Below are 26,110 nucleotides of genomic sequence, written 5' to 3' on the forward strand. Positions count from 1 at the left end.
TGGTCCGCGGTGCCTAGAATGGAGAGTTCCCCCACGCCACCGAAGGACGTCGATGAGCAACCCCTCTCCCGATGAACGCGAGCTCGCGCACGAGCAGGCGTACGTCGACACCGTCTACGAGCGCCTGGAGGAGTCCACCAAGGTGGCCCGGTCGCTCGTCGCCGAGGGGATGGCGCGCGGCCACATCGGCCACGAGGGCGGCCTGGTCGAGCGCGACGCGATGGTCTACCAGGCCTCGCGCCGGCTGAGCGCCCTGCACGCGGCCCACGACGGCCTGGTGTTCGGCCGCCTCGACCTGGACGGCGGTGAGGCCCGCTACATCGGCCGCATCGGCGTGCGCGACGCCGACCGCGAGATCATCCTCGTCGACTGGCGCGCCCCGGCGGCCTCGGTGTTCTACCAGGCCACGGCGCAGGACCCGGCCGGCGTCGTCCGCCGGCGCGTGCTGCGCTGCCGCGGCGACCGCGTGATCGGCATCGAGGACGAGCTGCTCGACGCCGACGCCGCGCCCGACGACATGGTCGTGATCGGCGAGGGCGCGCTGCTGGCCAGCCTCAGCCGCGCCCGCGACAGCTCGATGCACTCGGTCGTCGCCACGATCCAGAAGGAGCAGGACGAGGCGATCCGCGCGCCCTCCCGCGGCGCCGTGATCATCGGCGGCGGCCCCGGCACCGGCAAGACGGTCGTGGCGCTGCACCGCGCGGCCTACCTGCTCTACACCGACCGGCGCCGGTTCGAGTCCGGCGGCGTGCTCGTCGTCGGCCCGTCCGGCGTCTTCATGAACTACATCGAGCGCGTGCTGCCCAGCCTCGGCGAGACCAGCGTGGTGCTGCGCTCGATCGGCGAGGTCGTCGACGGCATCCGCGCCACCGAGCACGCCTCGCCCGAGGCCGCCGCGCTGCTCGGCGCGAGCCAGATGGCCACCGCGCTCGCACGCATCGCCAAGGCCCCGCAGCCCGGCTCGCCCCAGCGGCTCGACCTGTTCTACCGCGACGACCGGCTCGTGCTGGAGGCCTCCGACCTCGCGCGCATCCGCAAGCGCGTCCTCTCGAACGGCCTGCCCAACACCACCCTGTCCTCCGCGCGCGAGGAGCTCGTGAAGGCGCTGTGGGACAAGGTCACCGGCGACCGTGCGCTCGACCGCGGCGAGGAGGCGTTCGGCGACCAACTCGACGGCGACGAGGCCTTCGAGGACTTCGTCGAGGCGTGGTGGCCCGAGCTCGACCCGGTCGACGTGTGGCGCACCGTGCCCTCGCGTCTGGGCGAGGTCGCCTCCGACCTGTTCACCTCGTTCGAGCAGCAGGTGCTGCGCCGCGAGTGGGCCGACGAGCCCACGATCGAGGACATCCCGCTCATCGACGAGCTGCGCCACCTGCTGGGCGAGGCGCCCGTGCGCACCGAGGACGACTGGGCGTCGCCGAAGCAGCTGATGAGCTTCGAGCAGCGCGAGCGCGAGGACCGCATCCAGGCCACCGGCAGCATCGACGACGAGGGCTTCGCCCACGTGCTGGTCGACGAGGCGCAGGACCTGTCGCCCATGCAGTGGCGGATGCTCGGCCACCGCGGCCGCACCGCCAGCTGGACGATCGTCGGCGACGAGGCGCAGTCCTCGTGGCCCGTCCCCGCCGAGTCCGCGGCCGCCCGCGACGAGGCCCTCGGCACGCTCGCCGTCCACCGCTTCCGGCTGTCGACGAACTACCGCAACTCCGCCGAGATCTACGAGTTCGCCGCGCAGGTCGCCCGCCACGCGATCGCCCACCCCGACCTCGCCGACGCGGTCCGCCGCACGGGCCTCGACCCCCGTCACGAGGTCGTCGCCCCGGACGAGCTGCTCGACCGCGCGGTCGCCGAGACCACCGCGATGCTGGGCCAGGTCGACGGCACGGTCGCGGTCGTCGCGCCCTCGGGCCGCCTCGACCGGCTGCGCGCCGTGATGCCGCAGGACGAGCGCCTGCGCGTGCTCGACCCGCTCGACACGAAGGGCCTCGAGTTCGACGGCGTCGTGCTGGTCGACGCCGACGGCGTGGTCACCGAGGCCGCCGCCGGCTGGCGCACCCTCTACGTCGTGCTCACGCGCGCCACCCAGCGCCTCGTCACGGTCGGCACCAGCCGCACGTGGCTCGATCGGGTGGCCGAGTGAACCGGATCGTCGCGGGTCTGGCCCTGCTGGGCGTCGGCCTCGCGGTGGCGGTGCCGGTCACGGCCGCCACGTTCGTCGACACCGAGCGCACCGTCACGATCGGCGCCCACAACGCCACCGCGCGTCCCACGTTCGACGGGCACGTCACGATCGTCGCCGGGCCCCTGCTGCCCGAGCTGCGGATGCCGTCCGACGCGCTGCTGGGCATCGGCGCCCAGGTGGTCCTGCGCGACAGCCCCGACACCGACCTCGAGCGCGTCCTGGCGCAGGACGCGGCGATCGCCAGCCAGCCCGAGGGCGAGATCGCGGCGATGACCTCGGAGATCACCGAGATGGGCCTGGCGGCGCTCCAGCGCGGCCTGGCCGCCGGCGTCATCGCGATGGTCGTCGTGGGCGTCGGCTGGGTGGCCGTCGGGCCGCGCCGCCGCCGCGAGCTGCGCGACCAGTGGCCACCCGAGCCGCGCACCGCCCTCGTCGGCGGCGTGCTCGCGATCGTGGTGCTCGGCGCCGTCATGGCCTACGCGCCCGACCCCAGCACGAAGCGCGAGGTCGCGTGGGTGCCGATCCGGCAGGAGTTCCCCGAGCTGCCCGACGAGGCGCGGCTCGCCCACGTGGAGATCTCGCGCGGCGCCGCCACCGCCACCAGCAAGGCCATCGTCCAGGGTGCGCTCGACACCTACGAGGAGTCGCTGGCGTTCTACTCCTCGCTCGCCGAGAAGGCCAAGGACGTTCCCGTCCGGGCTCCCGCGTCGGGCCAGACCACCGCACTCGTCGTCACCGATCGTCACGACAACATCGGCATGGACCCCGTCGCCCGCGAGGTGGCCCGCGCCGCCGGCGCGTCGTTCGTCATCGACATGGGCGACGACACGTCCAACGGCGCCTCGTGGGAGGCGTTCAGCATCAAGTCGCTGCGCCAGACCTTCGAGGACCTGCCGATCCTCGCCGTCGCGGGCAACCACGACACCGGCAAGTACATCCTGCGCGAGATGGAGCGCAACGACTTCCTCGTGTTCGACGGCGAGCCCACCGACGTCGAGGGCATCCGCATGATCGGCGAGAGCGACCCGCGCAGCTCGGGCCTGACCGCCGGCTACAACGGGAACGAGGGCGACAACATCGCCGCGATCACCGAGCAGAGCGAGAAGCTGGCCGAGGCCGCGTGCGAGGACGGCGAGGTGTCGCTCATGGTCACGCACAGCGCCGCGTCGGCCAAGCGCACCGTGCAGGAGGGCTGCGTCGACCTCGCCATCAGCGGGCACCTGCACCGCCAGGTCGGCCCCACCAGCACCGAGGGCCCGCAGGGCACCTCCACCGAGGTGTCGATCGGCTCCACGGGCGGCGCGGTCTACGCGTTCGCGCTCGGCACCAAGCTGCGCCGCGACGCGCAGGTGGCCGTGCTGACCTTCGAGGCCGGCCGCGTCGTCGGCCTGCAGATCGTCACCTTCAAGCCCGGCGCCGTCATCGACGTCGGCGACTACACGACCCTCCCGGTCCCCGTCGCCGACTGACTCCGGTGTTGCCCCGGCCACTCGATCGCCGGGGCACGCCCGGGGCCCGCTACGCTGTGCGCATGTCGACGACCAGCACCTGGTGGCCCCTCCGCTGAGGAGGACTGTCGACGTACCCACGCCCAGACCCCCACATGGCGGTCTGGGCGTCGTTCGTCCGACCGCGGGAAGAAGACCACGATGACGAAAGAGCTCCTCGACGACGTGCTGGCCCAGCCGGCGTTCGCGCTGATCCGCGGGCGCGAGGCCGATCGCGTCACGCTCCTGGGCGGCCCGCGCACCGACATCGAGCGGCTGGCCGACATCCCGCTCGCCGAGGGCCCCGGCCCCGCCTGGGACCACCTCGTCGTCGTCCCGTTCGCCCAGGTCGCCGAGCGCGGCTTCGAGGCCCACCAGGACGGCACGCCGCTGTCGGTGATCGAGGCACGCTCGAACCACGACGTCGCCCTCGACGACCTGCTCGAGGTGCTGCCGAACGGCGCGATCGACCTGGCCGACCGCGGGGGATTCGAGACCTCCGACGAGGAGTACGCGGCGATGGTGCGCCGCATCATCGACGACGAGATCGGCCAGGGCGAGGGCGCGAACCTCGTCATCGGCCGCCGCTACCGAGCGACCGTGTCCGACTGGGACCACGCCAAGGCGCTCACGGTCTTCCGGCGCCTGCTGGAGCGCGAGCGGGGAGCCTTCTGGACCTTCTGCATCTTCACCGGCGACCGCTACCTGATCGGCGCGAGCCCCGAGCGGCACGTCAGCCTCGACGACGGCCAGCTGCGGATGAACCCGATCAGCGGCACGTTCCGCATGCGCGGCCTGGAGACGCACGCCGACCGCAAGCGCGAGCTGCTGAAGTTCCTGTCCGACGAGAAGGAGATCTACGAGCTCTTCATGGTCGTCGACGAGGAGCTCAAGATGATGTGCGACCTGTGCCACGAGGGCGGCCTCGTGCTGGGGCCGTACCTCAAGCCGATGAGCCACCTCGTGCACACCGAGTACCTGCTGGCCGGCCGCACCGACCGCGACCCGCGCGACATCCTGCGCGACTCGATGTTCGCCGCCACCGTCACGGGCAGCCCGGTGGAGAACGCCTGCCGCCTCATCAAGCAGTACGAGCCGCAGGGCCGCGGCTACTACGCCAGCGTGGCCGCGCTGGTGGGCCGTGACGAGAACGGCACGGCCCGGCTCGACGCCCCCATCCTCATCCGCACGGCCGACGTCGACCTCGACGGCAACCTCACGGTCACGGCGGGCGCCACGCTCGTGCGCGACTCCGACGCGGACTACGAGACGAACGAGACGTGGGCCAAGGCCTCGGGCGTGCTGAGCGCGTTCGGCCTGGTCGAGGCCGCGCCCGAGCCCGTGGAGGGCTTCGACGCGTTCACGCGCGAGGACGACGTGCTCATCGCGCTCGGCTCGCGCAACCAGCGACTCAGCCAGTTCTGGCTCAGCGACCAGTCGGGCACGGCGCCCACACCCGCGCTCGAGGGCAAGCGGGTCGTGGTGCTCGACGGCGAGGACGACTTCGTCAACATGCTGTCGCACGTCTTCGGCGTGATGGGCATGACCACCGACGTGGTCCGCCACGACGAGTGGACCGAGGAGGCGCTCGACGGGCACGACCTCGTCGTGATCGGTCCCGGTCCGGGCGACCCGCGCGACGGCGACGACGCGAAGATCGCCGTGCTGCGCCGGGCCACCCGCCGCCTGCTCGAGCGGGAGCAGCCGTTCCTGTCGATCTGCCTGGGCCACCAGACGCTGTGCCACGAGCTCGGGCTCGACCTGGACTACAAGGACATCGTCTTCCAGGGCACGCAGAGCGCGCTGCCGGTGCTGGACCGCACCGAGACCGTGGGCTTCTACAACACGTTCGTCGGCCGCGTCCCGGAGTCGGGCCTGCCCGAGGGGGTCACGGTGCAGACGGACCCGGCCACCGGTGACATCCACCTGGTGGCCGGGCCTCACTACCGCGGGATCCAGTTCCACGCCGAGTCGGTGCTCACGCAGAACGGCTACGCCATCCTGCGCGACCTCACCGCGGCGCTGCTGGGCTGAGCGTCACTCCTGGGCGCGGGCGGCGGCTCCGCCGTCGCTGCCCAGCTCGACCTCGATCTCCTGGGTCTTGTCGCCCCGCAGCACGGTCAGCTCGATCGTGTCGCCGGGCTTGTAGCCGCGCACCGTGGCGACCAGCGCCTGGTTGTCGGAGACCGGGTTGCCGTCGACCTTGGTGACGATGTCGCCGGCCTTCAGGCCCGCCTTGTCGCCGGCGCCGCCCGAGCTGACCTCGCCGATCTCGGCGCCGATCGTCGTGACCTGGTCGTCGCCGGTGGCGCTGCGCACCTGGACGCCGATCTGGGCGTGCTCCACGGTGTCGCCGTCGAGGATCTGCGTGGCCACGTTGTTGACCAGGTTGATCGGGATCGCGAAGCCCAGGCCGACCGAGCCGTTGCCCTGGCCGCCGGTGTTGATGGCCGAGTTGATGCCGATGACCTGGCCCTCGAGGTTGACCAGCGGGCCACCCGAGTTGCCCGGGTTGATCGCGGCGTCGGTCTGGATCGCGGGGAACGTCGTGCTGGGGCCGTCGGCGCTCTGGTCGCCGGGGGAGACCGGACGGTTGAGGGCCGAGACGATGCCGGTGGTGACCGTGGACTCGAGGCCGAACGGGGAGCCGATCGCCACGACGGTCTGGCCGACCTTGACCTGCTTGGAGTCGCCCAGCGTGGCGGCGGGCAGGTCGCTGACGCCCTCGGCCTTGATGACCGCGACGTCGGTGGCCACGTCGCGGCCGACGATCTCGGCCTTCGCGATGCGGCCGTCGTTGAAGGCGACGGTGATCGAACCGCCGTCCGCGGCGGCCTCGACGACGTGGTTGTTCGTCAGGATGCTGCCGTCCTTGCTGATGACCACGCCGGTGCCGGTGCCGGACTCGCCGCCACCCGTGACGTTGATCTTCACCGTGGCGGGCAGGACGGCGTCGGCGACCGCCGAGACGTCGCTCTGCGCTCCGGACGAGGAGGCCGGGCGGTCCAGCGACGTGCCGGTGACGCTCGTCGAGGTGCTGGAGTCGTCCTGCATCGCGTCGTAGAGCGCGGCGCCGCCGGCGGCGGACGCGCCGGCCAGCAGGATGACGCCGGTGGCGGCGGCCACGAGGCGGCCGGCGCGGCGCTTCTTGCGCGGCTGGGGCTCGGGGGAGGCCACGGGGTAGCCGAAGGCGGCCGGGCCGCCGGGTCCGCCCGGGCCGGTGGGGCCGTTCGGGTCGGCGGGGGCGTCGGCGAAGGTGCGGGTGGGCTCGTTCACCGACACGGTCGGCTCGTGGTCGTCCGTGGTCGCCCACGGATCGACGGGGCGCTCGTCGGCGCGAGGCTCCTCAACGCGGGTCTCCTCAACGCGGGTCTCCTCGGCACGGGGCTCGGAGAAGGGCCAACCGGTCTCGGCCTGCTGCGCGGGCTGCTGCGGCTCCTGCGGCGCCGTCGGGGGCACGTAGGGGCGGTCGGCGTACGGATCACGCTGGTCTGTCATGGTTCAACCTTCCCGCGAGGACCTGAGAGTTGCTTGTGAACGTGCTGGGCGCCACCTTCAAACTCCGCGCTCCGAAACCCTGGCTGAGCGGTGAGCTGTCAACCCTTCCCGCGCGCTGGCGGTGCGTCGTCAACCGTACCGAGGTCCCTATCGGTTGAGGACTCACCGCTCCCGGGGTCACGCCTCGTCCGGAGGGATCCGGAACGTGAACGTGGCGCCCTCGCCGGGGACGGAGGTGACGCTCACGGTGCCGCCGTGGCGGTCGGCCGCGCGTCGCACGATCGCCAGGCCGAGGCCCGAGCCGGGCAGCGTGCGCGCCTCGGTGGAGCGGTAGAAGCGGTCGAACACGCGCGGCTGGTCCTCCGGCGCGATGCCCGGGCCCTCGTCGGCCACGGTGACGGTGCCGTGGCTCAGCCGCACCCGCACGGTGCCGTCCGGCGGGCTCCACTTCACGGCGTTGTCGAGCAGGTTCGTGACCGCGCGCTCGAGCAGCTGGCTGTCGCCGACGACCCACGTGGGCTCGAGCAGCACGTCGAACGTGGCGCTCGCGGCGCGCAGCTCGACACGGTCGATCGCCCGTCGCACCACGTCGGCCAGGTCGAGCGGCTCGGGGTCGCGGTGCAGGGGCTCGTCGCGGGCCAGCTCGGTGAGGTCGCTGACGAGCGTGGAGAGCTCGTCGAGCTGGGCGCCCACGTCGTCGATGAGCTCGCGGTAGGCGGTGGCGTCGAGCCGGCGCTCGGGCTGGCTGCTGGCCTGGCGGAGCAGGTCGATGTTGGTGCGCAAGCTGGTCAGCGGCGTGCGCAGCTCGTGGCCCGCGTCGGCGATGAGCTGGCGCTCGCGGCGTTGCGTGGCGTCGAGGGCCAGCAGCATGGCGTTGAACGAGCGGGTCAGCCGGGCCAGCTCGTCCTCCTTGCCGGGGACGTCGATCGGGGTGAGCTCCTGCGTCTCGGCGACGCGCTCGATGGCGCTGGTCAGGCGGCGCACGGGCCGCAGGCCGTTGCTGGCGACGGCCCAGCCCGCGACACCGGCCAGGATCATGCCGGACAGCGTGGACAGCACCAGCACGACCGTGAGCCGCTCGAGCGCGCGCCGCGTGGACTCCATGGACTGCGCCAGCATGAACGCCTGCCCGGGACCGGCCTGGACCGCGACGACGCGGTACGTGACGCCGTCGACGTGTGCCGTGCGGGCCGAGGTCTCGGCGATGCCGAGCGCCACCTCGCGCTCGCGGTTGTCGTAGGGGAACGCGTCCTCGGAGTGCACGAGGAACTCGCCGCCGCCGCTCTTGATCGTCAGCAGCTGGATGCCGGCGATGGCCAGGATGTTCGCCTCGTCGACCGTGAGGTTCTGCGGCGTGTAGCCGGCCTTCACGGCCTGGTTGGCGCGCTTGATCATCGAGTCGTCGAGCGCGCCGACGACCTCCTGGCGCACGAGGACGAAGATGCTGATGCTGATGATCGTCAGGACCGTGGCGACGGCCGCGGTGGTCAGCAGGGCGACGCGGCCGGCGAGCGAGAGTCGCTTCGTGATCGGCTCCAGCAGCGTGTGGGCGCGTGCATGGACCCGGTCGAGGATGGTCACGGGGGCGTCTCCCGCAGCACGTACCCGACGCCGCGGACGGTGTGCAGCAGCCGCGACTCACCCTCGGCCTCGAGCTTGCGCCGGACGTAGCCGACGTAGACCTCCAGCGAGTTGGCGGTGGTGGGGAAGTCGAAGCCCCACACCTCCTCGAGGATGAACGAGCGCTCCAGCACGCGCTTGGGCCGCTGCATGAACAGCTCCAGCAGCGCGAACTCGGTGCGGGTGAGCGAGATCGAGCGCTCGCCGCGGCGCACCTCGCGGGTGTTCGGGTCGAGCGTGAGGTCGGCGAAGGTGAGCGCCGGCTCGTCGTCGAGGTCGTCGCGCGCGCGGCCGCCACGGCGCAGCAGGGCGCGCACGCGGGCGAGCAGCTCCTCGAGCGCGAACGGCTTGGTCAGGTAGTCGTCGGCGCCCGCGTCGAGGCCGTCCACGCGGTCGCTCACGGCGTCGCGCGCCGTGAGGACGAGGATCGGCACGTCGTTGCCGGCGGCGCGCAGCGCCTTGGTGGCGTCGAGCCCGCCCAGGCGCGGCATCATCACGTCCATCACGATCGCGTCGGGGCCCGACTGGGCGACCTTCGCGAGGGCCTCGGCGCCGTCGCCGGCGACCTCGACCGTGTAGCCGTTGAACTCCAGGGACCGACGCAGCGAGTCGCGCACCGCGCGGTCGTCGTCGACGACGAGGATCCTCATGCCGTCACGCCCGGCCGTCGAGCAGGCTCTGGGCGGCAGCCGCGGCTCGCGCCCCGTAGGCGCCGCCGAACATCACGGCGTGCACGAGAAGGGGGTGCAGCTGGTGCAGCGGGACGCGGTCCATCCAGCCGTCCTGCAGGGGAGCGGCCTCGTGGTAAGCGTCGAGGATCCGCTGCAGGTGAGGCGCGCCGAACAGCGAGAGCATCGCGAGGTCGGTCTCGCGGTGGCCGCCGTGGACGGCCGGGTCGACCAGGTGGACGCCGTCGGACGACCACACGAGGTTGCCCGACCAGAGGTCGCCGTGCAGCAGCGCCGGGGGCTCGGGATCGGCGGTGAGCGACGGCAGCCGCTTCATCGCCTTCTCGATCACGGCGGCCTGCTCGAGCGACAGCGAGCCACGGTCGGCGGCGGCCTTCACGTAGGGCATGACGCGGCGGCCGGCGTAGAACTCCTCCCACGTCGGGGAAGGGCGGTTGGGCAGCGGGGCCAGACCGATCCAGCCGTCGTGGTCGGCGCCGAAGCCGCCCACGCCGGAGGAGTGCGTCGCGGCCAGGTTGCGCCCGAGCGACTCGGCGAGGTCGACCGAGGGCTTCGTGGGCTCGATCCAGGCCAGGATGATGCACTCGTCGTCGGCCGCGAGGACCTCGGGCACGGGGGCGCCACCGGCGGTGCGCAGCCGGCGCAGGCCCTCGGCCTCGGTGGTGAAGAACCCCGCGGGAGCTTGGGGGCGGGTCTTGATGACGGCGCTGCGCCCGTCGGTGAGTCGCAGTCGCGTCGTGGTGCAGATGTCGCCGCCGGCCACCGAGGTCGTCGACACCACGGCGACCTCCAGCAGCTGCTCGGCCAACGCCGCGGTTCCCGCCATTCGTGCCATGCCCTGAACTTACCGCCCGGTGACCAGTGCGGAGCCCTCAGCGGTCAGGGACGCGGGGATGGCGCGAACGCGTGGAACAGCAGGTGGTCCTGCCAGCGTCCGGCGATCCTCAGGTACTCGGGCGCGACGGCGAACGGGGCGAACCCGGCCCGTCGCAGGACCGTCTGGGAGGCCACGTTGTGCAGGAGGGTCCCGGCCTCCAGGCGGTGCAGACCCAGCGCCGTGAAGGCGTGGTCGACCGCTTCACGAGCGGCGCGGGTGGCCAGGCCGTGGCCGTTCAGGTCCTCGCGCACCCAGTAGCCCACCGACGCCGACTGGAAGGCCCCGCGGACGACGTTGTTGAGCGTGAGCCGTCCCGCGATCTCTCCGCCGGCTCCCAGGATCACGAACGGGACCATCCGGTCGGCCGCGTGCTCGTCGAGCATGCGCTCGATGGCGGCGCGCTGGCTGTCGGACTCGAAGAACTCGTCCTCGCGGACGGGCTCCCAGGGCGCGAGGAACTCCCGGTTCTCCACGTAGACCGCGGCGAGCTCGTCGGCGTCGTCCGGCGTGACCAGCCGCAGGCAGGGCGTGGTCACGCGGTGTCGGCGAGGTGACGGACGATCTCGCGCGTGGTGCGCTCGACCATCGCGAGGACCTCGTCGAAGCCCTCGGGTCCGCCGTACCAGGGATCTGGCACCTCGGCGTCGGGCGAGTCGGCCTCGGGGTCGAAGGATCGGTACATCCGCACCTTCGTGCGGTGGTCGTCCGAGGCCGCGAGGGCCAGCACGTCGGCGTGGTTCGAGGAGTCCATCACGAGGATGAGGTCCTGCTCGTCGAACCAGTCGGCGGTGAACGTGCGGGCGCGGTGGCGCGAGGCGTCGTAGCCGGCCGCTGTGAGGGTGGCGGCGGCGCGCTCGTCCATCGGCTGTCCCACGTGCCAGTCGCCGGTGCCCGAGGAGGACACCTCGACGTCGTCGACGCCGGCCTCGGCGAGCTGGTGCTCCAGCACGACGTCGGCCATGGGGGAACGGCAGATGTTGCCCAGGCAGACCAGGGCGACGCGGCGCGGCATCAGTCGACGATCGCCGACAGGATCGACTGGCAGACCGAGATGACGATGGCGGCCAGGAACGCCCACCAGAAGCCGTCGACGGCGAACTCCACGCCGAACGCCGAGGTGATCCACTCGGTCAGCAGCAGGAGCAGCGCGTTGATGACGACGAGCAGCAGGCCGAGCGTCAGCACGATGAACGGCAGCGTGAGCAGCTTGACGATCTGGCCGACGAACAGGTGCACGAGCGTGAACACCAGGCCCACGATCACGAGCGCCAGGACGCGGTTGACGGTGGTCTCGTCGGCGTCGCCGATCGTCATGTGGCTGCCGAGCAGGAGGGCTGCGAGGGCGAGCGCGACGCTGCTGACGAACCAGGAGGACAGGAAGCGTTCCATGCGTCTCACCCTAGAGGGGTGGAGGCAGTTCCTCCGCCGGGACATGGCGCGCCGTCTGCGCGAGCACGATGCCGGACACCACCGCGAGGACCCCGATCGTCTGCAGCAGGTCGAGCGTCTCGGAGAACCAGAGCCACCCGACGATCACCGCGACGACGGGCTCGAGCATGGCCGTCACCGACGCCTTCGAGCTCGAGAGGTGGCGCAGCGACGCGAGGTAGAGGAAGAACGGCAGCACGGTGCCGCACACGACGACGAAGACCATCGCGGCCCATGCGGGAATCGTGAACTCGGAGAGGCGGCCGAGCATCGAGGCGTCGTGAGCGAGGGCGCTCGAGCCCTCCCAGCCGCCCAGCAGGTTCATGACGATCGCGCCGACGCCGAACGACCAGACCACGGTGCGCAGCGCGGTCAGCGGCTCGGCCGAGGTGGCGGTCAGCTCCTCGCCGATGAGGAAGTAGGCGGCGAAGCAGACGGCGGCCGCGAGCGCCACCAGCACGCCGATCCCGTCGAGGCTCAGCCCGTCCCAGACACGGCCGACGAGCGCGAGTCCCACGAGGGCCAGCCCGATGGCCGGCCACACGCGCGGGTGCACGGGCTCGCGGCGGACGAACCTCACCCAGAGCACCACCAGCACGGGTGCGAGGTACTCCAGCAGCAGCGCCACGCCGATCGGCAGTCGCATGATCGCGACGTTGTAGGTCCACTGCACGAACGCGACGCCCACGACGCCGAGCGCGACGATCAGCAGCAGGTCGCGGCCACGCGGCGGACGCAGGGCCGAGCGGTCGAACGCCACCGCGAGCACGAGGAACGTCAGGAACGCGAAGGTGACGCGGATCGTCGTGTACGTCGAGGTCGGCAGGCCCGCCTCCATCGGGATGCGGGTGACGCCGGCGTTGATGCCGAAGAACACCGCCGCGGTGACGACGAGCGCGAACCCGAGGCGCACGTGGGGCTGGGACACCGGACGATTCTCGCACCGGCCGGGCGGTCGGTGGGGGCGACCCGGCGGTCGTAAGGTCATGCCATGACCGACCCCCGACCCCGCCAGGTCCTGGCCGCCATCCCGGCCTACCGCCCGGGCCGTCCGGCCCTCGACGAGAGCCACAAGCTCTCGAGCAACGAGAACCCGTTCCCCCCGCTGCCCGGTGTCGTCGAGCGCGCCGCCGCGGGGCTCGCGCGGATGAACCGCTACCCCGATCCCGGCGTGACCGCGCTGGGCGAGGCGCTCGCCGAGCGCCACGGGCTGTCGACCGACCACTTCGCGTTCGGCACCGGGTCGGTCTCGGTGCTGTTCGGCCTGCTCGACGCGTGGTGCGGGCCGGGCGACGAGGTCGTCTACCCGTGGCGCTCGTTCGAGGCCTACCCGATCGCGGTGGACCTGCCCGGCGCCACCTCGGTGCGGGTGCCGCTGACCGCCGACCACCGCCACGACCTGCCGGCGATGGCCGACGCGATCACCGAGCGCACGAAGGTCGTGCTGGTCTGCACCCCGAACAACCCGACGGGCCCGGTCGTCACCGAGGCCGAGTTCGAGGAGTTCATGGCGCGCGTGCCGACCACCGTGCTGGTGGTCGTCGACGAGGCGTACGTGGAGTTCGTGCGCGACCCCGACGCGCTCGCGGGCGCCGCCGCGCTGGCGCGCCACGCGAACGTCGTCGTGCTGCGGACGTTCTCGAAGGCGTACGGACTCGCGGGCCTGCGGATCGGCTACTCGACGGCCCACCCCGCGATCACCGAGGCGATCCGCAAGGCGCTGCCGCCGTTCGGCGTCACCGACATCGCGCAGGCGGCGGCGCTGGCCTCCCTCGAGGCGCAGGCCGAGCTGGAGGAGCGCGTCGAGGCGGTCGTCGCCGAGCGCACTCGCGTGTTCGACGCGCTGCGCGAGCAGGGCTGGGACGTGCCGTCGAGCCACGCCAACTTCGTGTGGCTGCCGCTCGGCGAGCGCTCGGCCGAGTTCGCCGAGCACGCCCACCCGATCTCGGTGCGCCCCTTCCCCGAGGGCGTCCGCGTCACCATCGGCACGCCCGAGATCAACGACGCCTTCCTCGCTCGCGCCGCCGCCTTCCGGCGCTGACGACCCCGCCGGTTTCCCCGGTTAACCGGGGAAACTGTCACTTCACGAGGTTCGCGAACCTCGCGAAGTGACAGGAAACCTCGTTCGGTCGCCCGCCGGGGGCACCGCCGCACCTGCTAGCCTCGGATCAGATGTGATGCCTGTCACATCGACGGCCGCGCGCTCACCACCATCGAGCGTTGGCCGTGTCATGAGGGCGGTGATCCCGCCCCCGGCAAGGAGGCAGTCATGGGCCTACCCATCTCCCAGACCCTGGCGCCAGACGGAGAGCTCGTCGCGGCGCACGACTTCACCCCCGAGGACCTGCGCGGGTTCCACCGAGACCTCGTGCTCGCCCGGCGCATCGACTCCGAGGCGTTCGCCCTGCAGCGGCACGGCGAGCTGGGGCTGTGGGCCCCGATGCTCGGCCAGGAGGCCGCCCAGATCGGCAGCGGCCGCGCCCTCGCGCCGAACGACTTCGTCTTCCCGTCCTACCGCGAGCACGCCGTCGCGTGGTGCCGCGGACTCGACCCGGCGCTGCTGCTCGGCCTCTTCCGCGGCACGAGCCTGGGCGGCTGGGACCCCGCCCAGTACGGCTACGCGCTGCCGGCGATCATCATCGGCGCCCAGACGCTGCACGCCGTCGGCTACGGCATCGGCCTCACGCTCGAGGGCAAGGAGGACGCGGTCGTCACGTACTTCGGCGACGGCGCCACCAGTCAGGGCGACACGAACGAGGCCTTCGCCTGGGCCGCGTCGTACCACGCGCCGGTCGTCTTCTTCTGCCAGAACAACCACTACGCGATCAGCATCCCGCTGGAGCGCCAGACCCGCGTGCCGATCGCGCAGCGCGCCGCGGGCTTCGGCTTCGAGGGCGTCCGGGTGGACGGCAACGACGTGCTCGCGGTGCACCAGGTCACCTCCGAGGCGCTGGCGAAGGCGCGCTCGGGCGGCGGGCCCACCCTCATCGAGGCGGTCACCTACCGGATGGGCGCGCACACCACGTCGGACGACCCCAGCCGCTACCGCGACCCGCACGAGGCCGACGCGTGGGCCGAGCGCGACCCGCTGCTGCGGCTCCGGACCCTGCTCGAGCGGACCGATCCCGGCTTCGCCGAGTTCGACGCCCGGGTGCAGGCCGAGGCCGACGAGCTCGGCGCCCACCTGCGCGACGTCTGCCGCAACCTGCCCGATCCCGATCTCGCGGAGCTCTTCGAGCACGTGTACGCCGACCTGCCACCGGAGCTGGTGGCCCAGCGCGAGGAGGTGCGGTCATGGAGCTGAGCATCGGCAAGGCCCTCAACGCGGGCCTGCGAGCAGCGATGGACGACGACGCGAAGGTCGTCCTGATGGGCGAGGACATCGGCCGGCTCGGCGGCGTCTTCCGCGTCACCGACGGCCTGCAGAAGGACTTCGGCGACCAGCGGGTGATGGACACGCCGCTGGCCGAGTCCGCCATCGTCGGCGCCGCGGTCGGCATGGCCTACCGCGGCTTCCGTCCGGTCGTGGAGATCCAGTTCGACGGGTTCGTCTACCCGGCCTACGACCAGATCGTGAACCAGGTGGCGCGGCTCCGGTTCCGCAGCGAGGGCGCCGTGAAGGTGCCGCTCGTCATCCGGATCCCCTACGGCGGCGGGATCGGCGCGGTCGAGCACCACTCCGAGAGCCCCGAGGCGCAGTTCGTCATGACGCCGGGACTCACGGTGGTGACGCCGTCGAACGCGCACGACGCCTTCTGGATGATGCGCCAGGCGATCGCGTCGGACGACCCGGTGATCTTCCTGGAGCCGAAGCAGCGCTACTGGGACACCGGCGAGGTCGGCGACGAGGCCGGCATCGGCCTGCACCAGAGCCGCGTCGCCCGCGAGGGCTCCGACGTCACGGTCGTGGGCTATGGCCCTGTCGTGAAGACGTGCCTGTCCGCGGCCGACGAGGCCGAGGCGTCGCTCGAGGTCATCGACCTGCGCTCGCTCTCGCCGCTGGACCTGGGTCCGGTGATGGAGTCGGTCAAGCGCACGGGTCGCGTCGTCGTGGTGCACGAGGCCGCGCGCACGCTCGGCCTCGGTGCCGAGCTGGCCACGCGGATCACGCAGGAGTGCTTCTACTCGCTGGAGGCCCCGGTGCAGCGCGTCACGGGCTACGACATGCCCTACCCGCCCTGCCGGGTCGAGCACGACCACCTGCCCAGCGTCGAGCGGATCCTCGACGCCGTCGACGTCACGGGGGAGTTCTGATGAGCACGCTCACGTCCGGAGAGTTCCGCCTGCCCGACGTCGGCGAGGGCCTCACCGAGGCCGAGATCGTCACGTGGCACGTCAAGGTCGGCGACGAGGTCGCGGTCAACGCGCCGCTCGTCGACATCGAGACGGCGAAGTCGATCGTCGAGCTGCCCAGTCCGTTCGCGGGCCGGGTCGAGGAGCTGCTGGTCTCCGAGGGCCAGACCGTCTCGGTCGGCACGCCGATCGTGCGGATCGGGTCGGGTGAGGCCACCGCCACGCCCGTCGCGGAGGAGCCCGTCGAGGCGCCCGCACCGGAGGAGAAGAGGCTCGAGGTCCTCGTCGGCTACGGTCCGAGCACGGGTCGCCGCCGCCGGCGGAACCGCGCCACGCCTGCGGCCGAGAGCGCCCCGCGCGCCTCGGTGCGCGTGCTGGCCAAGCCGCCGGTGCGCAAGCTCGCGAAGGACCTCGGCGTCGACCTGACCCAGGTGCCGTCCAGCGGTGCGGTCGTCACGCGTGCGGAGGTCGAGGCGTTCGCCCGCGGCCACGGCGCCGACGCCGTCACCGCGGCTCCGGTCTCGGGGGTGCGGCGGGCGACGGCCGAGGCGATGATCGCCTCGGTCGCCGTCCCCCAGGCCACCGAGTGGGTCACGGTCGACGTGTCGGCCTCGGTCGACCTCGTCGAGCGGCTCAAGCGCGACCGGCGGTTCGAGGGCGTCCGGGTCACCACGACACTGCTGACGGCCCGCGCGGTCTGCCTCGCCCTGCGTCGCACACCCGACCTCCACGCCCGGTGGAACGAGTCCACGATCGAGCACCCCGCCTCGGTGGGGCTCGGCATCGCGGCGGCCACCGAGCGGGGGCTCGTGGTGCCGGTCGTGCGCGAGGCCGACGGCCTGGCGCTGCCCGACCTCGGTCGCGCGATCGACGAGCTCGTCGCCACCGCGCGCGCCGGGCGGATCCAGCCCGACCAGATGGCCGGCGGCACGTTCACGCTGACGAACATCGGCGTCTTCGGGATCGACGGCGGCACGCCGATCCTGCCGCCGGGACAGTCGGGGATCCTCGCGCTCGGCCAGATCGCGAAGCGGCCGTGGGTCGTGGGCGACGAGGTCGTCCCGCGCTGGGTCACGACGCTCGCGGTCACGTTCGACCACCGCGTCGCCGACGGCGAGCAGGCCTCGCGCTTCCTCGCCGACGTCGCCGCGATCCTCGAGGACCCGGGCCTGGCGCTGGCCTTCTGAAGCACTGGTCCTCTGAAGCGCTGGGCGTGACGTTCGCGGGGTGAAAGGCGCGAATCGACCCCCGAAACGTCACGCCCAGCGCTGCAGGCGCACACTGGATCGGTGAGCGTCCAGGACCGACACCATCCGGGCGCCTACACCGTCTGGCTGATCGGGCTGGCCGCCTACCTGCTCGCGGTCTTCCACCGCTCCTCGCTGGCCGTCGCCGGCCTCGTCGCCTCCGAGCGCTTCGACATCGGCGCCGCGCAGCTCTCGGCGTTCGTGATGCTGCAGCTGCTGGTCTACGCGGGCATGCAGATCCCGGTGGGGCTCGCGGTCGACCGCTTCGGCCCACGCGCCGTGATGCTCGCGGGCGCGGTGCTCCTCACGCTGTCGCAGACGGCGTTCGCGTTCGCCGAGTCCTACCCGACCGCGCTCGTGGCCCGGTTCTTCGTCGGCATGGGCGACGCGATGACCTTCGTGTGCCTGCTGCGCCTCGTGACCTCGTGGTTCTCGCCACGCCAGATCCCGCAGATCACGCTGATGACCGGCCCGATCGGGCAGCTGGGCGCGATCATCGCCGCGGTGCCGATGACCTGGGCCCTCAGCACGTTCGGCTGGACGCGGGCGTACCTCCTGGCCGCCTCGTTCGGCCTGATCATCACGCTCGCGGTGCTGCTGCGCGTGCGCGACGAGCCGCACTCGCGCTCGGTGCGCGGGCCGGCGTTGTCGTGGACGAACATCCGGCGGTCGCTGGCCGACTCGTGGGAGCACCCCGGCACCCGGCTCGGGTTCTGGATGCACTTCGTCACGCAGTTCAGCTCGACCGTGCTCGGTCTGCTGTGGGGCTACCCGTTCTTCGTCGAGGGCGAGCACACCTCGGAGAACTTCGCGGGCACGCTGCTGACCGTGATGGTCGTCGCCGTCATGTTCGCCGGACCCGTGCTCGGCCGCTTCATCGCGAGCCATCCGTGGCACCGGTCCACCCTCGTCATGGGCATCGTCCTGGCGATCATGGCCGCGTGGACGGCGGTCCTCGCGTGGCCCGGCGACGCGCCCCGCTGGATGCTCGTCGTGCTGGTGATCGCGGTGGGCGTCGGTGGACCCGCCGCCATGATCGGCTTCGACCTCGTGCGCACCTCGAACCCGGTGGACCGGCTCTCCGCCGCGACCGGGATCGTCAACCAGGCGGGATTCCTGGCCAGCCTGGTCACCGTGGTCGCGGTGGGCGTGATCCTCGACCACACGGACCAGAACTACAAGGCCGCCATGAGCTTCCAGTACGTCCTGTGGGGACTCGGGCTCGTGCAGGTGTGGCGCTACCGGGTGAAGACCCGCGCCCGCCTGGTCCGCGACGACCCCGAGCGCTGGGCCCGCCACGCCGGCCTCGGCTGACCTGCCCCTTGCCGAGATGTGCTTCGATTTCGACCTTTCAAGACGGTTGAAAGGTCGAAATCGGAGCACATCTCGGAGGGGCGGACGGCTAGGCGACCTCGAAGACGACGCCGGTGGCGGACTCGCTGGCCGCCCACACCTCGGCGGCGAGGCGGGGGTCGCGTGCCGCGGAGGTCATCCCCACGGTCTTCGGTCGTCCGCGGGTCTGACGCAGGCGCGCGGGGCCGACGTACTCGCCGCCGGTGAAGGTCGGATCGGTCGCGGCGCGCAGCGACGGCCACGCCCCGGCTCGCGACGACTGGCTGAAGGCACCGGCGAGGTGGTGCATCGCCGACCCGGTGGTCTTCGTCAGGTTCGTCGACGTCAGACCCGGGTGCGCGCCGACCGAGACCAGACCGAGGCCGACGGCCTTCACCCGCCGGTCGAGCTCCTTCATGAACAGCAGGTTGGCCAGCTTCGACTCGGCGTAGGACCGCCAGCGGCTGTAGCGGCGCGGGTCGCCGTTCGGCTCCAGCGACCGCAGGTCGATGCCCTTCGTGGAGGCGTGCGCCAGCGACGACACGGTCACCACCCGCGTGGCGCCCTCACGCAGCAGCGGCCACAGCGTGGCGGTCCACGCGAAGTGCCCGAGGTGGTTGGTGGCGATCTGCAGCTCGAAGCCGTCCATCGTCTGCGTGTACGGCGGCACCATGACGCCGGCGTTGTTCACCAGCACGTCGAAGCGCTCGCCGGCGTCGACCAGCCCCTGCGCCGCGGCGATCGTGCCCGGCACGTCGGCCAGGTCGAGCGTCACCACCTCGACGTCGCCGCCGAGGTCGGCCACGGTGGCGGCCGCCTTCCGGTCGTCCCGCGCCGTGATCGTGACGTCAGCGCCGTGACGCAGCAGCTCGCGTGCGGTCTCGGTGCCGATGCCGCTCGTGGCGCCCGTGACGAGCACGCGTCTGCCGGTCAGGTCGCCGATGTCCTCGGTGCTCCAGGTCATGGCCCCGAGTGTGCCCGAAGGTGCCCCAGTCAGCGCGGCAGCACCGCGAACCACGGCACGGACCAGCCGCCGAGCCGGAGGGTCGCGGTGGCGAACGCGTCGCGGTCGACCCGCGCGAGGCGGCCCGCGCTCGGCTCGAAGACGTGCGCCGCGCCGTCACGGGCGGACACGGCCAGCACGACGTGCGCCGGACGGACCTCGTCGCCCACGTAGAGCGGCACGGTGTGGCCGGCCTCGACGGCCGCCAGGACCAGGTCGAAGGCGGAGGCCAGGTCGTCGGGGTCGAGGGTGCGCGCCTCGTAGGAGTGGCCGGGGAGTCCCGAGCCGCCCTCGCCGGTCATCTGGCGGGCGGCGCCCCACGGCGAGGTGCCGACGACGCGCAGCCACGGCCACTGGAGGTCGCCGTCGTGGTCGCGCAGGCCGGAGACGCGGCGGTGCATCCGCACGACCTCCGCGGGCCAGCGCTCGGCGAATGGCGTGGCGTCGGTGGCACCGCTGCGGACGTCGTGGCCCGTGGTCAGCCAGAGCGCGTAGGCCTCGTCGTGCAGCATCCGCGACACGACGAGCGACGCCGCGCCGCACGACGTGTCGTTGGGCTGGCGGAAGTCGCGCGGATGGCTCGTGGGATCCAGGGCGCGGCGATCGGCGGGGGTCAGCTGCTCGATGCGCTCGCGAAGTCGCTGCGCGACCTCGGGGGCGAGGACGGGGGCCGCCGCGAACCTTCGCGGTGTGCGAGGACTGCGCTGGAGCCGGGCGAGGCCGCGTCGCGCCAGGCGGACCAGCCGCGCGACGGGGACTGCCGGCCCGGGACGCATCAGGTGGTGACGGCCATGGCGCCCAGGACGCGCTCGGCCAGCTCCCGGTCGCCGTCGATCTCGACCTCGACCCCGTCGGGGTCGCGGCGACCTGCCGCGAGGATCGCGAACGCCTCGGTGTCCATCCGCACGGTGGCGGTGGGCTCGGCGTCGGTGCGGCGGGCACGACCGTCGTCGCCCACGCCGATCGTGGAGTCCAGCGGGACCGGGCCGGTGACGACCCAGCGCACCACGCTGCCCACGGGCGCCCCGGCCTTGCGGCCCAGGACGTACGGCAGCGCGGCGGCGAACGTGCCCACGGTGACCTGCGCGCCGAGCGCGTCGAGGCCTCCGGGCAGTCCCACGGCGCGACGAATGTCCTGCTCGTGCGACCACAGGTCGATCACCCGGTTGCGCAGCGCGACGTCCCACGTCCACTCGACGCCGGCCGGGGTGTTCATGGCGGCGGCCTGCGGGTCGGGCAGCTCCTCGAGGGTCTTCGCGCGCCGGGCGACGAGGTCGGCCAGGTCGGCGCGCAGCTGCTCCACCGGCATGTCGCGCAGGGCGGCGACGCCAGCGTTCGTGTAGTCGGCCGGGACGCTGCCGCCGCCGATCACGTCGGTCTCGCCCTCGACCATCACGCGCTCGAGGTGGACCAGGTGCGCGAGCACGTCCTTCGCGGTCCAGCCGGGCAGGTCGGTGGGGACGTCCCAGTCGGCCGGCTCGAGCGCGAGCACGGCGGCGGCGGACTGCCGCCAGGCGGCGACGTAGAGGCTGAGGTCAGTCATGGGCGAGGATCCTGCGGGTGCGTGCGGTCAGGGTGGCACCGGCCAGCCCCAGTCCCGCGATGAGCCCGGTCCAGGCGATCGCCCGGCCCGTCCCGACGCGGCTCTCGAGGTCCACCAGGGCGGTCCCGTAGCGAGCGGTGTCGGTCTGCTTGTCGTCGGGACGGCACACGATGCGCGTCTCGTCGGGGGCGTCGGACAGGACGCCGATGAGGTGCCAGCGGCTGCCGTCGCTGTCGACCACGATGTCCACCGTGGCCGGCGGCACCGGGGTGCGCTCCTTGCCGTTGCGGGCCACGCACGAGATCGCGCGCTCGGGCTGCGGCAGGTCGGTGAGGACGGCGAGGTCGTCGGACCCGTTCGCCTGGATGGGCTGGCCCACGGGGACGACCTCCGCCTCGCGCAGCGGGTCCCACGCGGACGCGGCGAAGGCCGTGCCGGCGATCCACGCCAGCGCGGCGAGCAGGCCCGCTACGAGGTACCAGCGTCGTCGGGTCAGCTCCACCCGCCCAGCCTAGAGGGACTCACGCGCGGCGCCGGTCACCCCGCGCGCCCTCCCCCTCTCCACTTTTGGAACGAGTTGCACCGTTCGCGCGCCGGAAAGCGTGCATCGCGTTCCAAGAGTGGGGAAAGGGGTGGCGGAGGAGGCTGGCTCAGAAGGCCGCTTCGTCGAGCTCCATGACGTCGAGGTCGACGGTCTCGGCCATCGCACGCTCGGCCGCGAGGCGGGGCAGGACCGTCTTGGCGAAGAAGGACGCCGCGGCGACCTTGCCCTCGTAGAACGACTTGTCCGCGCCCGAGGCGCCGGCGTCGAGCTTGGCCTGCGCCACCTCGGCGCCGCGCAGCAGCAGCCACGACACGACCAGGTCGCCGAGCACGTACACGAGGCGCGTGGTATTCAGCGCGACCTTGTAGACGTTGCGGATGTCGCCGTTCTCGTCGGCCGGGTTCGAGGCCATGAGGTCGGTGAACATCGCGGTGATGACCGCGGTGGTGTCGTCGAGGCCCTGGGCGAGCAGGTCGCGCTCGACCTTGAGGCGACCGTTGCCGGCCTCGTTGTCGATGAAGGACTTGATCTGCTCGGACAGGTAGCCCAGCGCGCGGCCCTGATCCTTCACGATCTTGCGGAAGAACAGGTCCTGGCCCTGGATCGCCGTCGTGCCCTCGTAGAGGGTGTCGATCTTGGCGTCGCGGACGTACTGCTCGAGCGGGTACTCCTGCAGGAAGCCCGAGCCGCCGAACGTCTGCAGCGACTCGGTGCCCAGCAGGACCCACGACCGCTCGGAGCCGTAGCCCTTGACGATCGGCAGCAGCAGGTCGTTGACCGCGGCGGCCAGGCTCGCGTCCTCGCCCGACTCCTTCTTGATCTGGACCTCGTCCTGGAACGTGGCCGTGTAGAGCATGAGCGAGCGCAGGCCCTCGGCGAACGCCTTCTGCGTGAGCAGTGAGCGGCGGACGTCGGGGTGGTGCGTGATCGTGACGCGCGGGGCGTCCTTGGCGGGGTTCGTCAGGTCGGCACCCTGGACACGCTCCTTGGCGTACTCGAGCGCGTTGAGGTAGCCGGTCGACAGCGTCGCGATCGCCTTCGAGCCGACCATCATGCGGGCGTTCTCGATGACGCGGAACATCTGGTTGATGCCGTCGTGCACCTCGCCGAGCAGCCAGCCGGTGGCCTGGCCGCCGAGCTGCGGGTCGCCGAAGGTGACCTCGCACGTGGCCGAGACCTTGATGCCCATCTTCTTCTCGACGTTGGTGACGTAGACGCCGTTGCGCTCGCCCGTCAGCTCGCCGGTCTCGTGGTCGAAGTGGTGCTCGGGCACGAGGAAGAGCGACAGGCCCTTGGTGCCCGGGCCGCCGACGCCCTCGACGCCGACGGGGCGCGCGAGCACGAGGTGCATCGTGTTCTCGCCGAGGTCGCTCACGGCGGAGGTGATGAAGCGCTTGACGCCCTCGATGCGCCACGAGCCGTCCTCGTTGGGGAAGGCCTTGGTGCGGCCGGCGCCGACGTCGGAGCCGGCGTCGGGCTCGGTGAGGACCATCGTGGTCAGCCACTTGCGGTCGATCATGATCTGCGCGATCTTCTGGTCGCGCTCGGTGCCGTTCTCCCACACGACGCGGCTGAAGGCCGGGCCGGCGCCGTACATCCAGATGGCGGGGTTGGAGCCGAGCACGAACTCGCCCATCGCCCACACGAGGGACGAGGGGGCGGGCTGGCCGCCGAGCTCGGTGGGCAGCTGGAGGCGCCACCACTCGGCGTCGATCCACTTCTGGTAGCTCTCCTTGAACGCCGGGTTCTGCGTCATGGTGTGCGTGGCGGGATCGAAGACCGGCGGGTTGCGGTCGGCATCGACGAAGGACGCGGCGAGGTCCTCACGCGCGAGGCGCTCGACCTCGGAGAGGATGCTCTTCGCCGTGTCGACGTCGACCTCGTCGAAGGGGCCGGTGCCGAGGATCGACTGACGATCGAACAGCTCGAAGAGGTTGAACTCGACGTCGCGCAGGTTGCTCTTGTAGTGGCTCATGGGCCGTGGGACCTCCGGGAAAGGGGACTGCCAGTGTTACTGGCCGGTTCTACTGGTCAGTAACTACATAGTAGCCCGCTGTCACGCGCAGGCAAAAGGTGTTCGGTGAAAAGAGAAACGACCCGTCTCCGCGGGGGAGTCGGGTCGCTTTCGGAAGGGTGCGTCAGGCGCGACGCGCGGGGACGCGCTGCAGGCCGTCGGTGGCCACGAGGTACGCGGTGTGGACCGTGCCGGCGACGAGGGCCAGGGCGCCGGAGAGGGCGAGGAAGGTCATGGTGCAGCTCCTTTCGTTTCCTCCATCGTGGACTCTTCAATTGTCAAGCACAATCCAACGAAACTATGCCTAACGTGTAGTTTGTCTACATGGATCCTCGACGCCTTGGAATGTTGCGGGAACTGGCCGAACGGGGCACCGTCGGCGCCGTCGCGGACGAGATGAACGTCACACCCTCGGCGGTGTCGCAGCAGCTCAAGCTGCTCGAGGCCGAGGCGGGCGTGCCGCTCCTCGAGCCCGCCGGGCGCGGGGTCCGGCTGACCGCGGCGGGACGCGCGCTGGCCGAGACCGCGACCGAGGTGGCGGTCGCCCTGGAGCGCGCCGAGGCCAGGTGGCGCGAGTACCTCGGAGGGCCGGCGGGCGACGTCACGCTCACGGTCTTCCCCACCGGCGGCGAGATGCTGCTGCCGGGACTGCTGTCGCGCGTCACGGCCGAGCCCGCGGTGAACCTCATCTGCACCGACCGCGACCCCACGCTGCGGTTCGACGTGCTCGACATGGTGGCCCAGTTCGACGTCGTCGTGGCCGACTCGCCGGCCGCCACCGAGGAGTGGCACGAGCGCGGCCTCCAGCTGGTCTCGCTCATGCGCGAGCCCCTCGACGTGGCGCTGCCCGAGCACCACCGCCTGGCCTCCAAGGCGAGCCTCTCGCCCAAGGACGTGGTGGGCGAGACGTGGATCGGCGCGCCGCACGGCTACCCCTACGACCGCGTGCTGCAGCAGCTCGTCGCGGTCACGGGCGAGTCCGTGCGCATCGCGCAGCGCTTCGACGACAACGGCGTGGTCGAGGCGGTCGTCGCTGCGGGTCACGGCATCGCGATCCTGCCGCGCTTCACCACCCGGACGCGCGACAACGGACTCGTGACTCGGCCCCTCGTCGGGATCCGCGCCCGGCGCGAGATCACGGCCGTCCTGCGACCCGACCGCTTCGAGCGGCCGAGCGTGCGGTTCTGCGTGCAGGCGCTGCGCGAGGAGGCTCGCGCGGTGGCCGATCGCCACGGCGCGCCCTGATTCCGCTTGCGTCCCCTCGACGAGGCCATACGCTGAGCCCACTCACACGCGCCGGCAGCGAGTCGGTCGCGTCATTCGATCGGGGGATCAGATGAGCTCAGCCATGCACGCCGCCAGCCGCCGGCGTCGTCGACTCTGGCCGGCCGGCCTCGCTACCGCCGTGGTGCTCGCCGCGGGTGCGCCGGCCTTCGCGGCCTCGCTCACCGGCACCGAGGGACCGGACTGGTTCGACGGCACGAACGAGGCCGACACGATCCAGCTGCTCGGCGGCGACGACCACACGGCCGCGCTCGGCGGCGACGACATCGTCTACGGGGGATCGGGCAGCGACACGCTCATCGGCGACGCCGACAGCAACGCCGTGATCGGGGGCGTCGACCGGCTCTACGGCGGCGACGGGAATGACGCCCTGCTCGGCAGCGGCGGGGACGACCGGCTCTTCGGCGAGGGTGGGAACGACAGCCTCGGGGGCGAGCACGGCAACGACCAGCTCCTCGGCGGGGCGGGCGACGACTGGATGCGCGGCGACGCCGGCAACGACAGCCTCAGCGGCGGGGACGGTCAGGACATCCTCCAGGGATGGGACGGTGACGACAGCTCGCACGGCGAGGCGGGTGCCGACGAGCTCTACGGAGCCCTCGGGAACGACACGCTCACGGGCGGCACCGAGAATGATCGACTCGACGGCGGCGACGGCGACGACTGGCTCGACGGTGACGAGGGTGCCGACTGGCTCTACGGCGGGGTCGGACACGACCTGCTGAAGGGCGGCTCGGGCGACGACATCGTCGACGGTGGACCGGGGAACGACACCCTGTCCGGCGACGTCGGCGTGGACACGATCCGCGGCGACGAGGGCAACGACGGGATCGGGGTCAGCGACTCCGACCAGGCCTACGGCGGCCCGGGTGACGACACGTTCACGATCAGCCAGGTGGCGCGCGGCGCCCGGGTGGACTGCGGCGACGGGTACGACGTCGTGACGTTCATGACCTACAAGGGGCTCGTGGGCACGGCCACCGTCGACGCGTCCTGCGAGAAGGTCACCTGGAAGGCGCTCAAGGGCGACACGTCGTACCCCTGGCCTCCCGGCCCCGGCGACAGCTGA

General features: G+C 72.1%; 23 protein-coding genes. 10 read left to right on the forward strand and 13 right to left on the reverse strand.

Annotated features, from left to right (window positions below; all coding sequences use genetic code 11):
* Positions 1–52: 52 nt before the first annotated feature.
* The 3 genes from O3S82_RS00785 to O3S82_RS00795 all read left to right on the forward strand — a co-directional run bounded on the left by O3S82_RS00785 (position 53) and on the right by O3S82_RS00795 (position 5,703).
* Positions 53–2,140 (forward strand): HelD family protein, encoded by a 2,088-nt coding sequence (locus O3S82_RS00785; RefSeq protein WP_269304784.1) that lies wholly within the window; start codon positions 53–55, stop codon positions 2,138–2,140.
* The gene (locus tag O3S82_RS00790) at positions 2,137–3,651 is read left to right on the forward strand and encodes a metallophosphoesterase family protein (protein ID WP_269304786.1); all 1,515 of its coding nucleotides are present in this window, start codon (positions 2,137–2,139) and stop codon (positions 3,649–3,651) included. Before O3S82_RS00785 ends, O3S82_RS00790 begins: the two co-directional genes overlap by 4 nt.
* A gap of 180 nt (positions 3,652–3,831) precedes the next feature.
* The gene (locus tag O3S82_RS00795) at positions 3,832–5,703 is read left to right on the forward strand and encodes an anthranilate synthase family protein (protein ID WP_269304788.1); all 1,872 of its coding nucleotides are present in this window, start codon (positions 3,832–3,834) and stop codon (positions 5,701–5,703) included.
* Between the two features lie 3 nt (positions 5,704–5,706).
* Here the strand turns inward: O3S82_RS00795 and O3S82_RS00800 are convergent, their stop codons facing one another.
* The 8 genes from O3S82_RS00800 to O3S82_RS00835 all read right to left on the reverse strand — a co-directional run bounded on the left by O3S82_RS00800 (position 5,707) and on the right by O3S82_RS00835 (position 12,709).
* Complete coding sequence (locus O3S82_RS00800; protein ID WP_269304790.1) at positions 5,707–7,167, reverse strand: S1C family serine protease; 1,461 nt, start codon at positions 7,165–7,167, stop codon at positions 5,707–5,709.
* 177 nt (positions 7,168–7,344) lie between these two features.
* Positions 7,345–8,748: a sensor histidine kinase gene (locus O3S82_RS00805; protein ID WP_269304792.1), complete on the reverse strand. Its 1,404-nt coding sequence runs from the start codon at positions 8,746–8,748 to the stop codon at positions 7,345–7,347.
* Positions 8,745–9,437, reverse strand: coding sequence for a response regulator transcription factor (locus O3S82_RS00810; protein ID WP_179426947.1), 693 nt, complete (start codon positions 9,435–9,437; stop codon positions 8,745–8,747). The genes O3S82_RS00805 and O3S82_RS00810 overlap by 4 nt, the downstream gene beginning before the upstream one ends.
* A gap of 4 nt (positions 9,438–9,441) precedes the next feature.
* Positions 9,442–10,311: a fructosamine kinase family protein gene (locus tag O3S82_RS00815; RefSeq protein WP_179426945.1), complete on the reverse strand. Its 870-nt coding sequence runs from the start codon at positions 10,309–10,311 to the stop codon at positions 9,442–9,444.
* Between the two features lie 44 nt (positions 10,312–10,355).
* Complete coding sequence (locus O3S82_RS00820) at positions 10,356–10,889, reverse strand: GNAT family N-acetyltransferase (protein ID WP_269304796.1); 534 nt, start codon at positions 10,887–10,889, stop codon at positions 10,356–10,358.
* The gene (locus O3S82_RS00825; protein ID WP_269304798.1) at positions 10,886–11,365 is read right to left on the reverse strand and encodes a low molecular weight protein-tyrosine-phosphatase; all 480 of its coding nucleotides are present in this window, start codon (positions 11,363–11,365) and stop codon (positions 10,886–10,888) included. The genes O3S82_RS00820 and O3S82_RS00825 overlap by 4 nt, the downstream gene beginning before the upstream one ends.
* The gene (locus tag O3S82_RS00830) at positions 11,365–11,742 is read right to left on the reverse strand and encodes a phage holin family protein (protein WP_179426941.1); all 378 of its coding nucleotides are present in this window, start codon (positions 11,740–11,742) and stop codon (positions 11,365–11,367) included. Before O3S82_RS00830 ends, O3S82_RS00825 begins: the two co-directional genes overlap by 1 nt.
* Before the next feature lie 10 nt (positions 11,743–11,752).
* On the reverse strand, positions 11,753–12,709 hold the full coding sequence (locus tag O3S82_RS00835) for an EamA family transporter (protein ID WP_179426939.1): 957 nt from the start codon (positions 12,707–12,709) through the stop codon (positions 11,753–11,755).
* A gap of 63 nt (positions 12,710–12,772) precedes the next feature.
* Between O3S82_RS00835 and hisC the strand changes: the two genes are divergently transcribed.
* The 5 genes from hisC to O3S82_RS00860 all read left to right on the forward strand — a co-directional run bounded on the left by hisC (position 12,773) and on the right by O3S82_RS00860 (position 18,635).
* Positions 12,773–13,822, forward strand: a complete 1,050-nt coding sequence (gene hisC / locus O3S82_RS00840; protein ID WP_269304802.1) for a histidinol-phosphate transaminase — start codon at positions 12,773–12,775, stop codon at positions 13,820–13,822.
* 228 nt (positions 13,823–14,050) lie between these two features.
* A complete protein-coding gene (gene pdhA / locus O3S82_RS00845; RefSeq protein ID WP_179426935.1) occupies positions 14,051–15,085 on the forward strand; it encodes a pyruvate dehydrogenase (acetyl-transferring) E1 component subunit alpha in 1,035 nt (344 codons plus the stop codon).
* Positions 15,076–16,035 carry an alpha-ketoacid dehydrogenase subunit beta gene (locus O3S82_RS00850; RefSeq protein ID WP_269304805.1) on the forward strand — a complete coding sequence of 320 codons (960 nt, stop codon included), beginning with the start codon at positions 15,076–15,078 and terminating at the stop codon, positions 16,033–16,035. The genes pdhA and O3S82_RS00850 overlap by 10 nt, the downstream gene beginning before the upstream one ends.
* The gene (locus O3S82_RS00855; RefSeq protein WP_269304806.1) at positions 16,035–17,261 is read left to right on the forward strand and encodes a dihydrolipoamide acetyltransferase family protein; all 1,227 of its coding nucleotides are present in this window, start codon (positions 16,035–16,037) and stop codon (positions 17,259–17,261) included. The genes O3S82_RS00850 and O3S82_RS00855 overlap by 1 nt, the downstream gene beginning before the upstream one ends.
* A 102-nt stretch (positions 17,262–17,363) precedes the next feature.
* Positions 17,364–18,635: an MFS transporter gene (locus O3S82_RS00860; protein ID WP_179426929.1), complete on the forward strand. Its 1,272-nt coding sequence runs from the start codon at positions 17,364–17,366 to the stop codon at positions 18,633–18,635.
* Positions 18,636–18,723: 88 nt separating this feature from the next.
* On the opposite strand, the gene O3S82_RS00865 is transcribed toward O3S82_RS00860, so the two are convergent.
* The 5 genes from O3S82_RS00865 to O3S82_RS00885 all read right to left on the reverse strand — a co-directional run bounded on the left by O3S82_RS00865 (position 18,724) and on the right by O3S82_RS00885 (position 23,718).
* Positions 18,724–19,617: an oxidoreductase gene (locus O3S82_RS00865; RefSeq protein ID WP_269304809.1), complete on the reverse strand. Its 894-nt coding sequence runs from the start codon at positions 19,615–19,617 to the stop codon at positions 18,724–18,726.
* A 29-nt stretch (positions 19,618–19,646) separates the two neighbouring features.
* Entirely contained in the window at positions 19,647–20,432 is a 786-nt protein-coding gene (locus O3S82_RS00870; RefSeq protein ID WP_269304811.1) for a hypothetical protein, read from the reverse strand.
* Positions 20,432–21,199, reverse strand: a complete 768-nt coding sequence (locus O3S82_RS00875) for a maleylpyruvate isomerase family mycothiol-dependent enzyme (protein WP_269304813.1) — start codon at positions 21,197–21,199, stop codon at positions 20,432–20,434. Before O3S82_RS00875 ends, O3S82_RS00870 begins: the two co-directional genes overlap by 1 nt.
* A complete protein-coding gene (locus tag O3S82_RS00880; RefSeq protein WP_179426921.1) occupies positions 21,192–21,701 on the reverse strand; it encodes a hypothetical protein in 510 nt (169 codons plus the stop codon). Before O3S82_RS00880 ends, O3S82_RS00875 begins: the two co-directional genes overlap by 8 nt.
* A 148-nt stretch (positions 21,702–21,849) precedes the next feature.
* Positions 21,850–23,718 (reverse strand): acyl-CoA dehydrogenase, encoded by a 1,869-nt coding sequence (locus O3S82_RS00885; RefSeq protein ID WP_269304816.1) that lies wholly within the window; start codon positions 23,716–23,718, stop codon positions 21,850–21,852.
* A gap of 363 nt (positions 23,719–24,081) precedes the next feature.
* On the opposite strand from O3S82_RS00885, the gene O3S82_RS00890 reads away from it, so the two are divergent.
* Both O3S82_RS00890 and O3S82_RS00895 read left to right on the forward strand, forming a co-directional pair.
* Complete coding sequence (locus O3S82_RS00890; protein WP_179426917.1) at positions 24,082–25,002, forward strand: LysR family transcriptional regulator; 921 nt, start codon at positions 24,082–24,084, stop codon at positions 25,000–25,002.
* A 91-nt stretch (positions 25,003–25,093) separates the two neighbouring features.
* Positions 25,094–26,110 (forward strand): calcium-binding protein, encoded by a 1,017-nt coding sequence (locus O3S82_RS00895; protein WP_269304817.1) that lies wholly within the window; start codon positions 25,094–25,096, stop codon positions 26,108–26,110.

The sequence above is a fragment of the Aeromicrobium sp. HA genome (genome assembly GCF_027171405.1).
GTDB classification, from domain to species: Bacteria; Actinomycetota; Actinomycetes; order Propionibacteriales; family Nocardioidaceae; genus Aeromicrobium; species Aeromicrobium tamlense.

Excerpts from the sequence above, each read along its gene's own strand:
- O3S82_RS00815 (WP_179426945.1), bottom strand. The coding sequence starts at position 10,311 with ATGGCACGAATGGCGGGAACCGCGGCGTTGGCCGAGCAGCTGCTGGAG.
- O3S82_RS00850 (WP_269304805.1), top strand. The coding sequence starts at position 15,076 with ATGGAGCTGAGCATCGGCAAGGCCCTCAACGCGGGCCTGCGAGCAGCG.
- pdhA (WP_179426935.1), top strand. The coding sequence starts at position 14,051 with ATGGGCCTACCCATCTCCCAGACCCTGGCGCCAGACGGAGAGCTCGTC.
- O3S82_RS00855 (WP_269304806.1), top strand. The coding sequence starts at position 16,035 with ATGAGCACGCTCACGTCCGGAGAGTTCCGCCTGCCCGACGTCGGCGAG.
- hisC (WP_269304802.1), top strand. The coding sequence starts at position 12,773 with ATGACCGACCCCCGACCCCGCCAGGTCCTGGCCGCCATCCCGGCCTAC.
- O3S82_RS00890 (WP_179426917.1), top strand. The coding sequence starts at position 24,082 with ATGGATCCTCGACGCCTTGGAATGTTGCGGGAACTGGCCGAACGGGGC.
- O3S82_RS00870 (WP_269304811.1), bottom strand. The coding sequence starts at position 20,432 with ATGCGTCCCGGGCCGGCAGTCCCCGTCGCGCGGCTGGTCCGCCTGGCG.
- O3S82_RS00800 (WP_269304790.1), bottom strand. The coding sequence starts at position 7,167 with ATGACAGACCAGCGTGATCCGTACGCCGACCGCCCCTACGTGCCCCCG.
- O3S82_RS00895 (WP_269304817.1), top strand. The coding sequence starts at position 25,094 with ATGAGCTCAGCCATGCACGCCGCCAGCCGCCGGCGTCGTCGACTCTGG.
- O3S82_RS00795 (WP_269304788.1), top strand. The coding sequence starts at position 3,832 with ATGACGAAAGAGCTCCTCGACGACGTGCTGGCCCAGCCGGCGTTCGCG.
- O3S82_RS00885 (WP_269304816.1), bottom strand. The coding sequence starts at position 23,718 with ATGAGCCACTACAAGAGCAACCTGCGCGACGTCGAGTTCAACCTCTTC.
- O3S82_RS00865 (WP_269304809.1), bottom strand. The coding sequence starts at position 19,617 with ATGACCTGGAGCACCGAGGACATCGGCGACCTGACCGGCAGACGCGTG.
- O3S82_RS00825 (WP_269304798.1), bottom strand. The coding sequence starts at position 11,365 with ATGCCGCGCCGCGTCGCCCTGGTCTGCCTGGGCAACATCTGCCGTTCC.
- O3S82_RS00785 (WP_269304784.1), top strand. The coding sequence starts at position 53 with ATGAGCAACCCCTCTCCCGATGAACGCGAGCTCGCGCACGAGCAGGCG.
- O3S82_RS00830 (WP_179426941.1), bottom strand. The coding sequence starts at position 11,742 with ATGGAACGCTTCCTGTCCTCCTGGTTCGTCAGCAGCGTCGCGCTCGCC.
- O3S82_RS00875 (WP_269304813.1), bottom strand. The coding sequence starts at position 21,199 with ATGACTGACCTCAGCCTCTACGTCGCCGCCTGGCGGCAGTCCGCCGCC.
- O3S82_RS00810 (WP_179426947.1), bottom strand. The coding sequence starts at position 9,437 with ATGAGGATCCTCGTCGTCGACGACGACCGCGCGGTGCGCGACTCGCTG.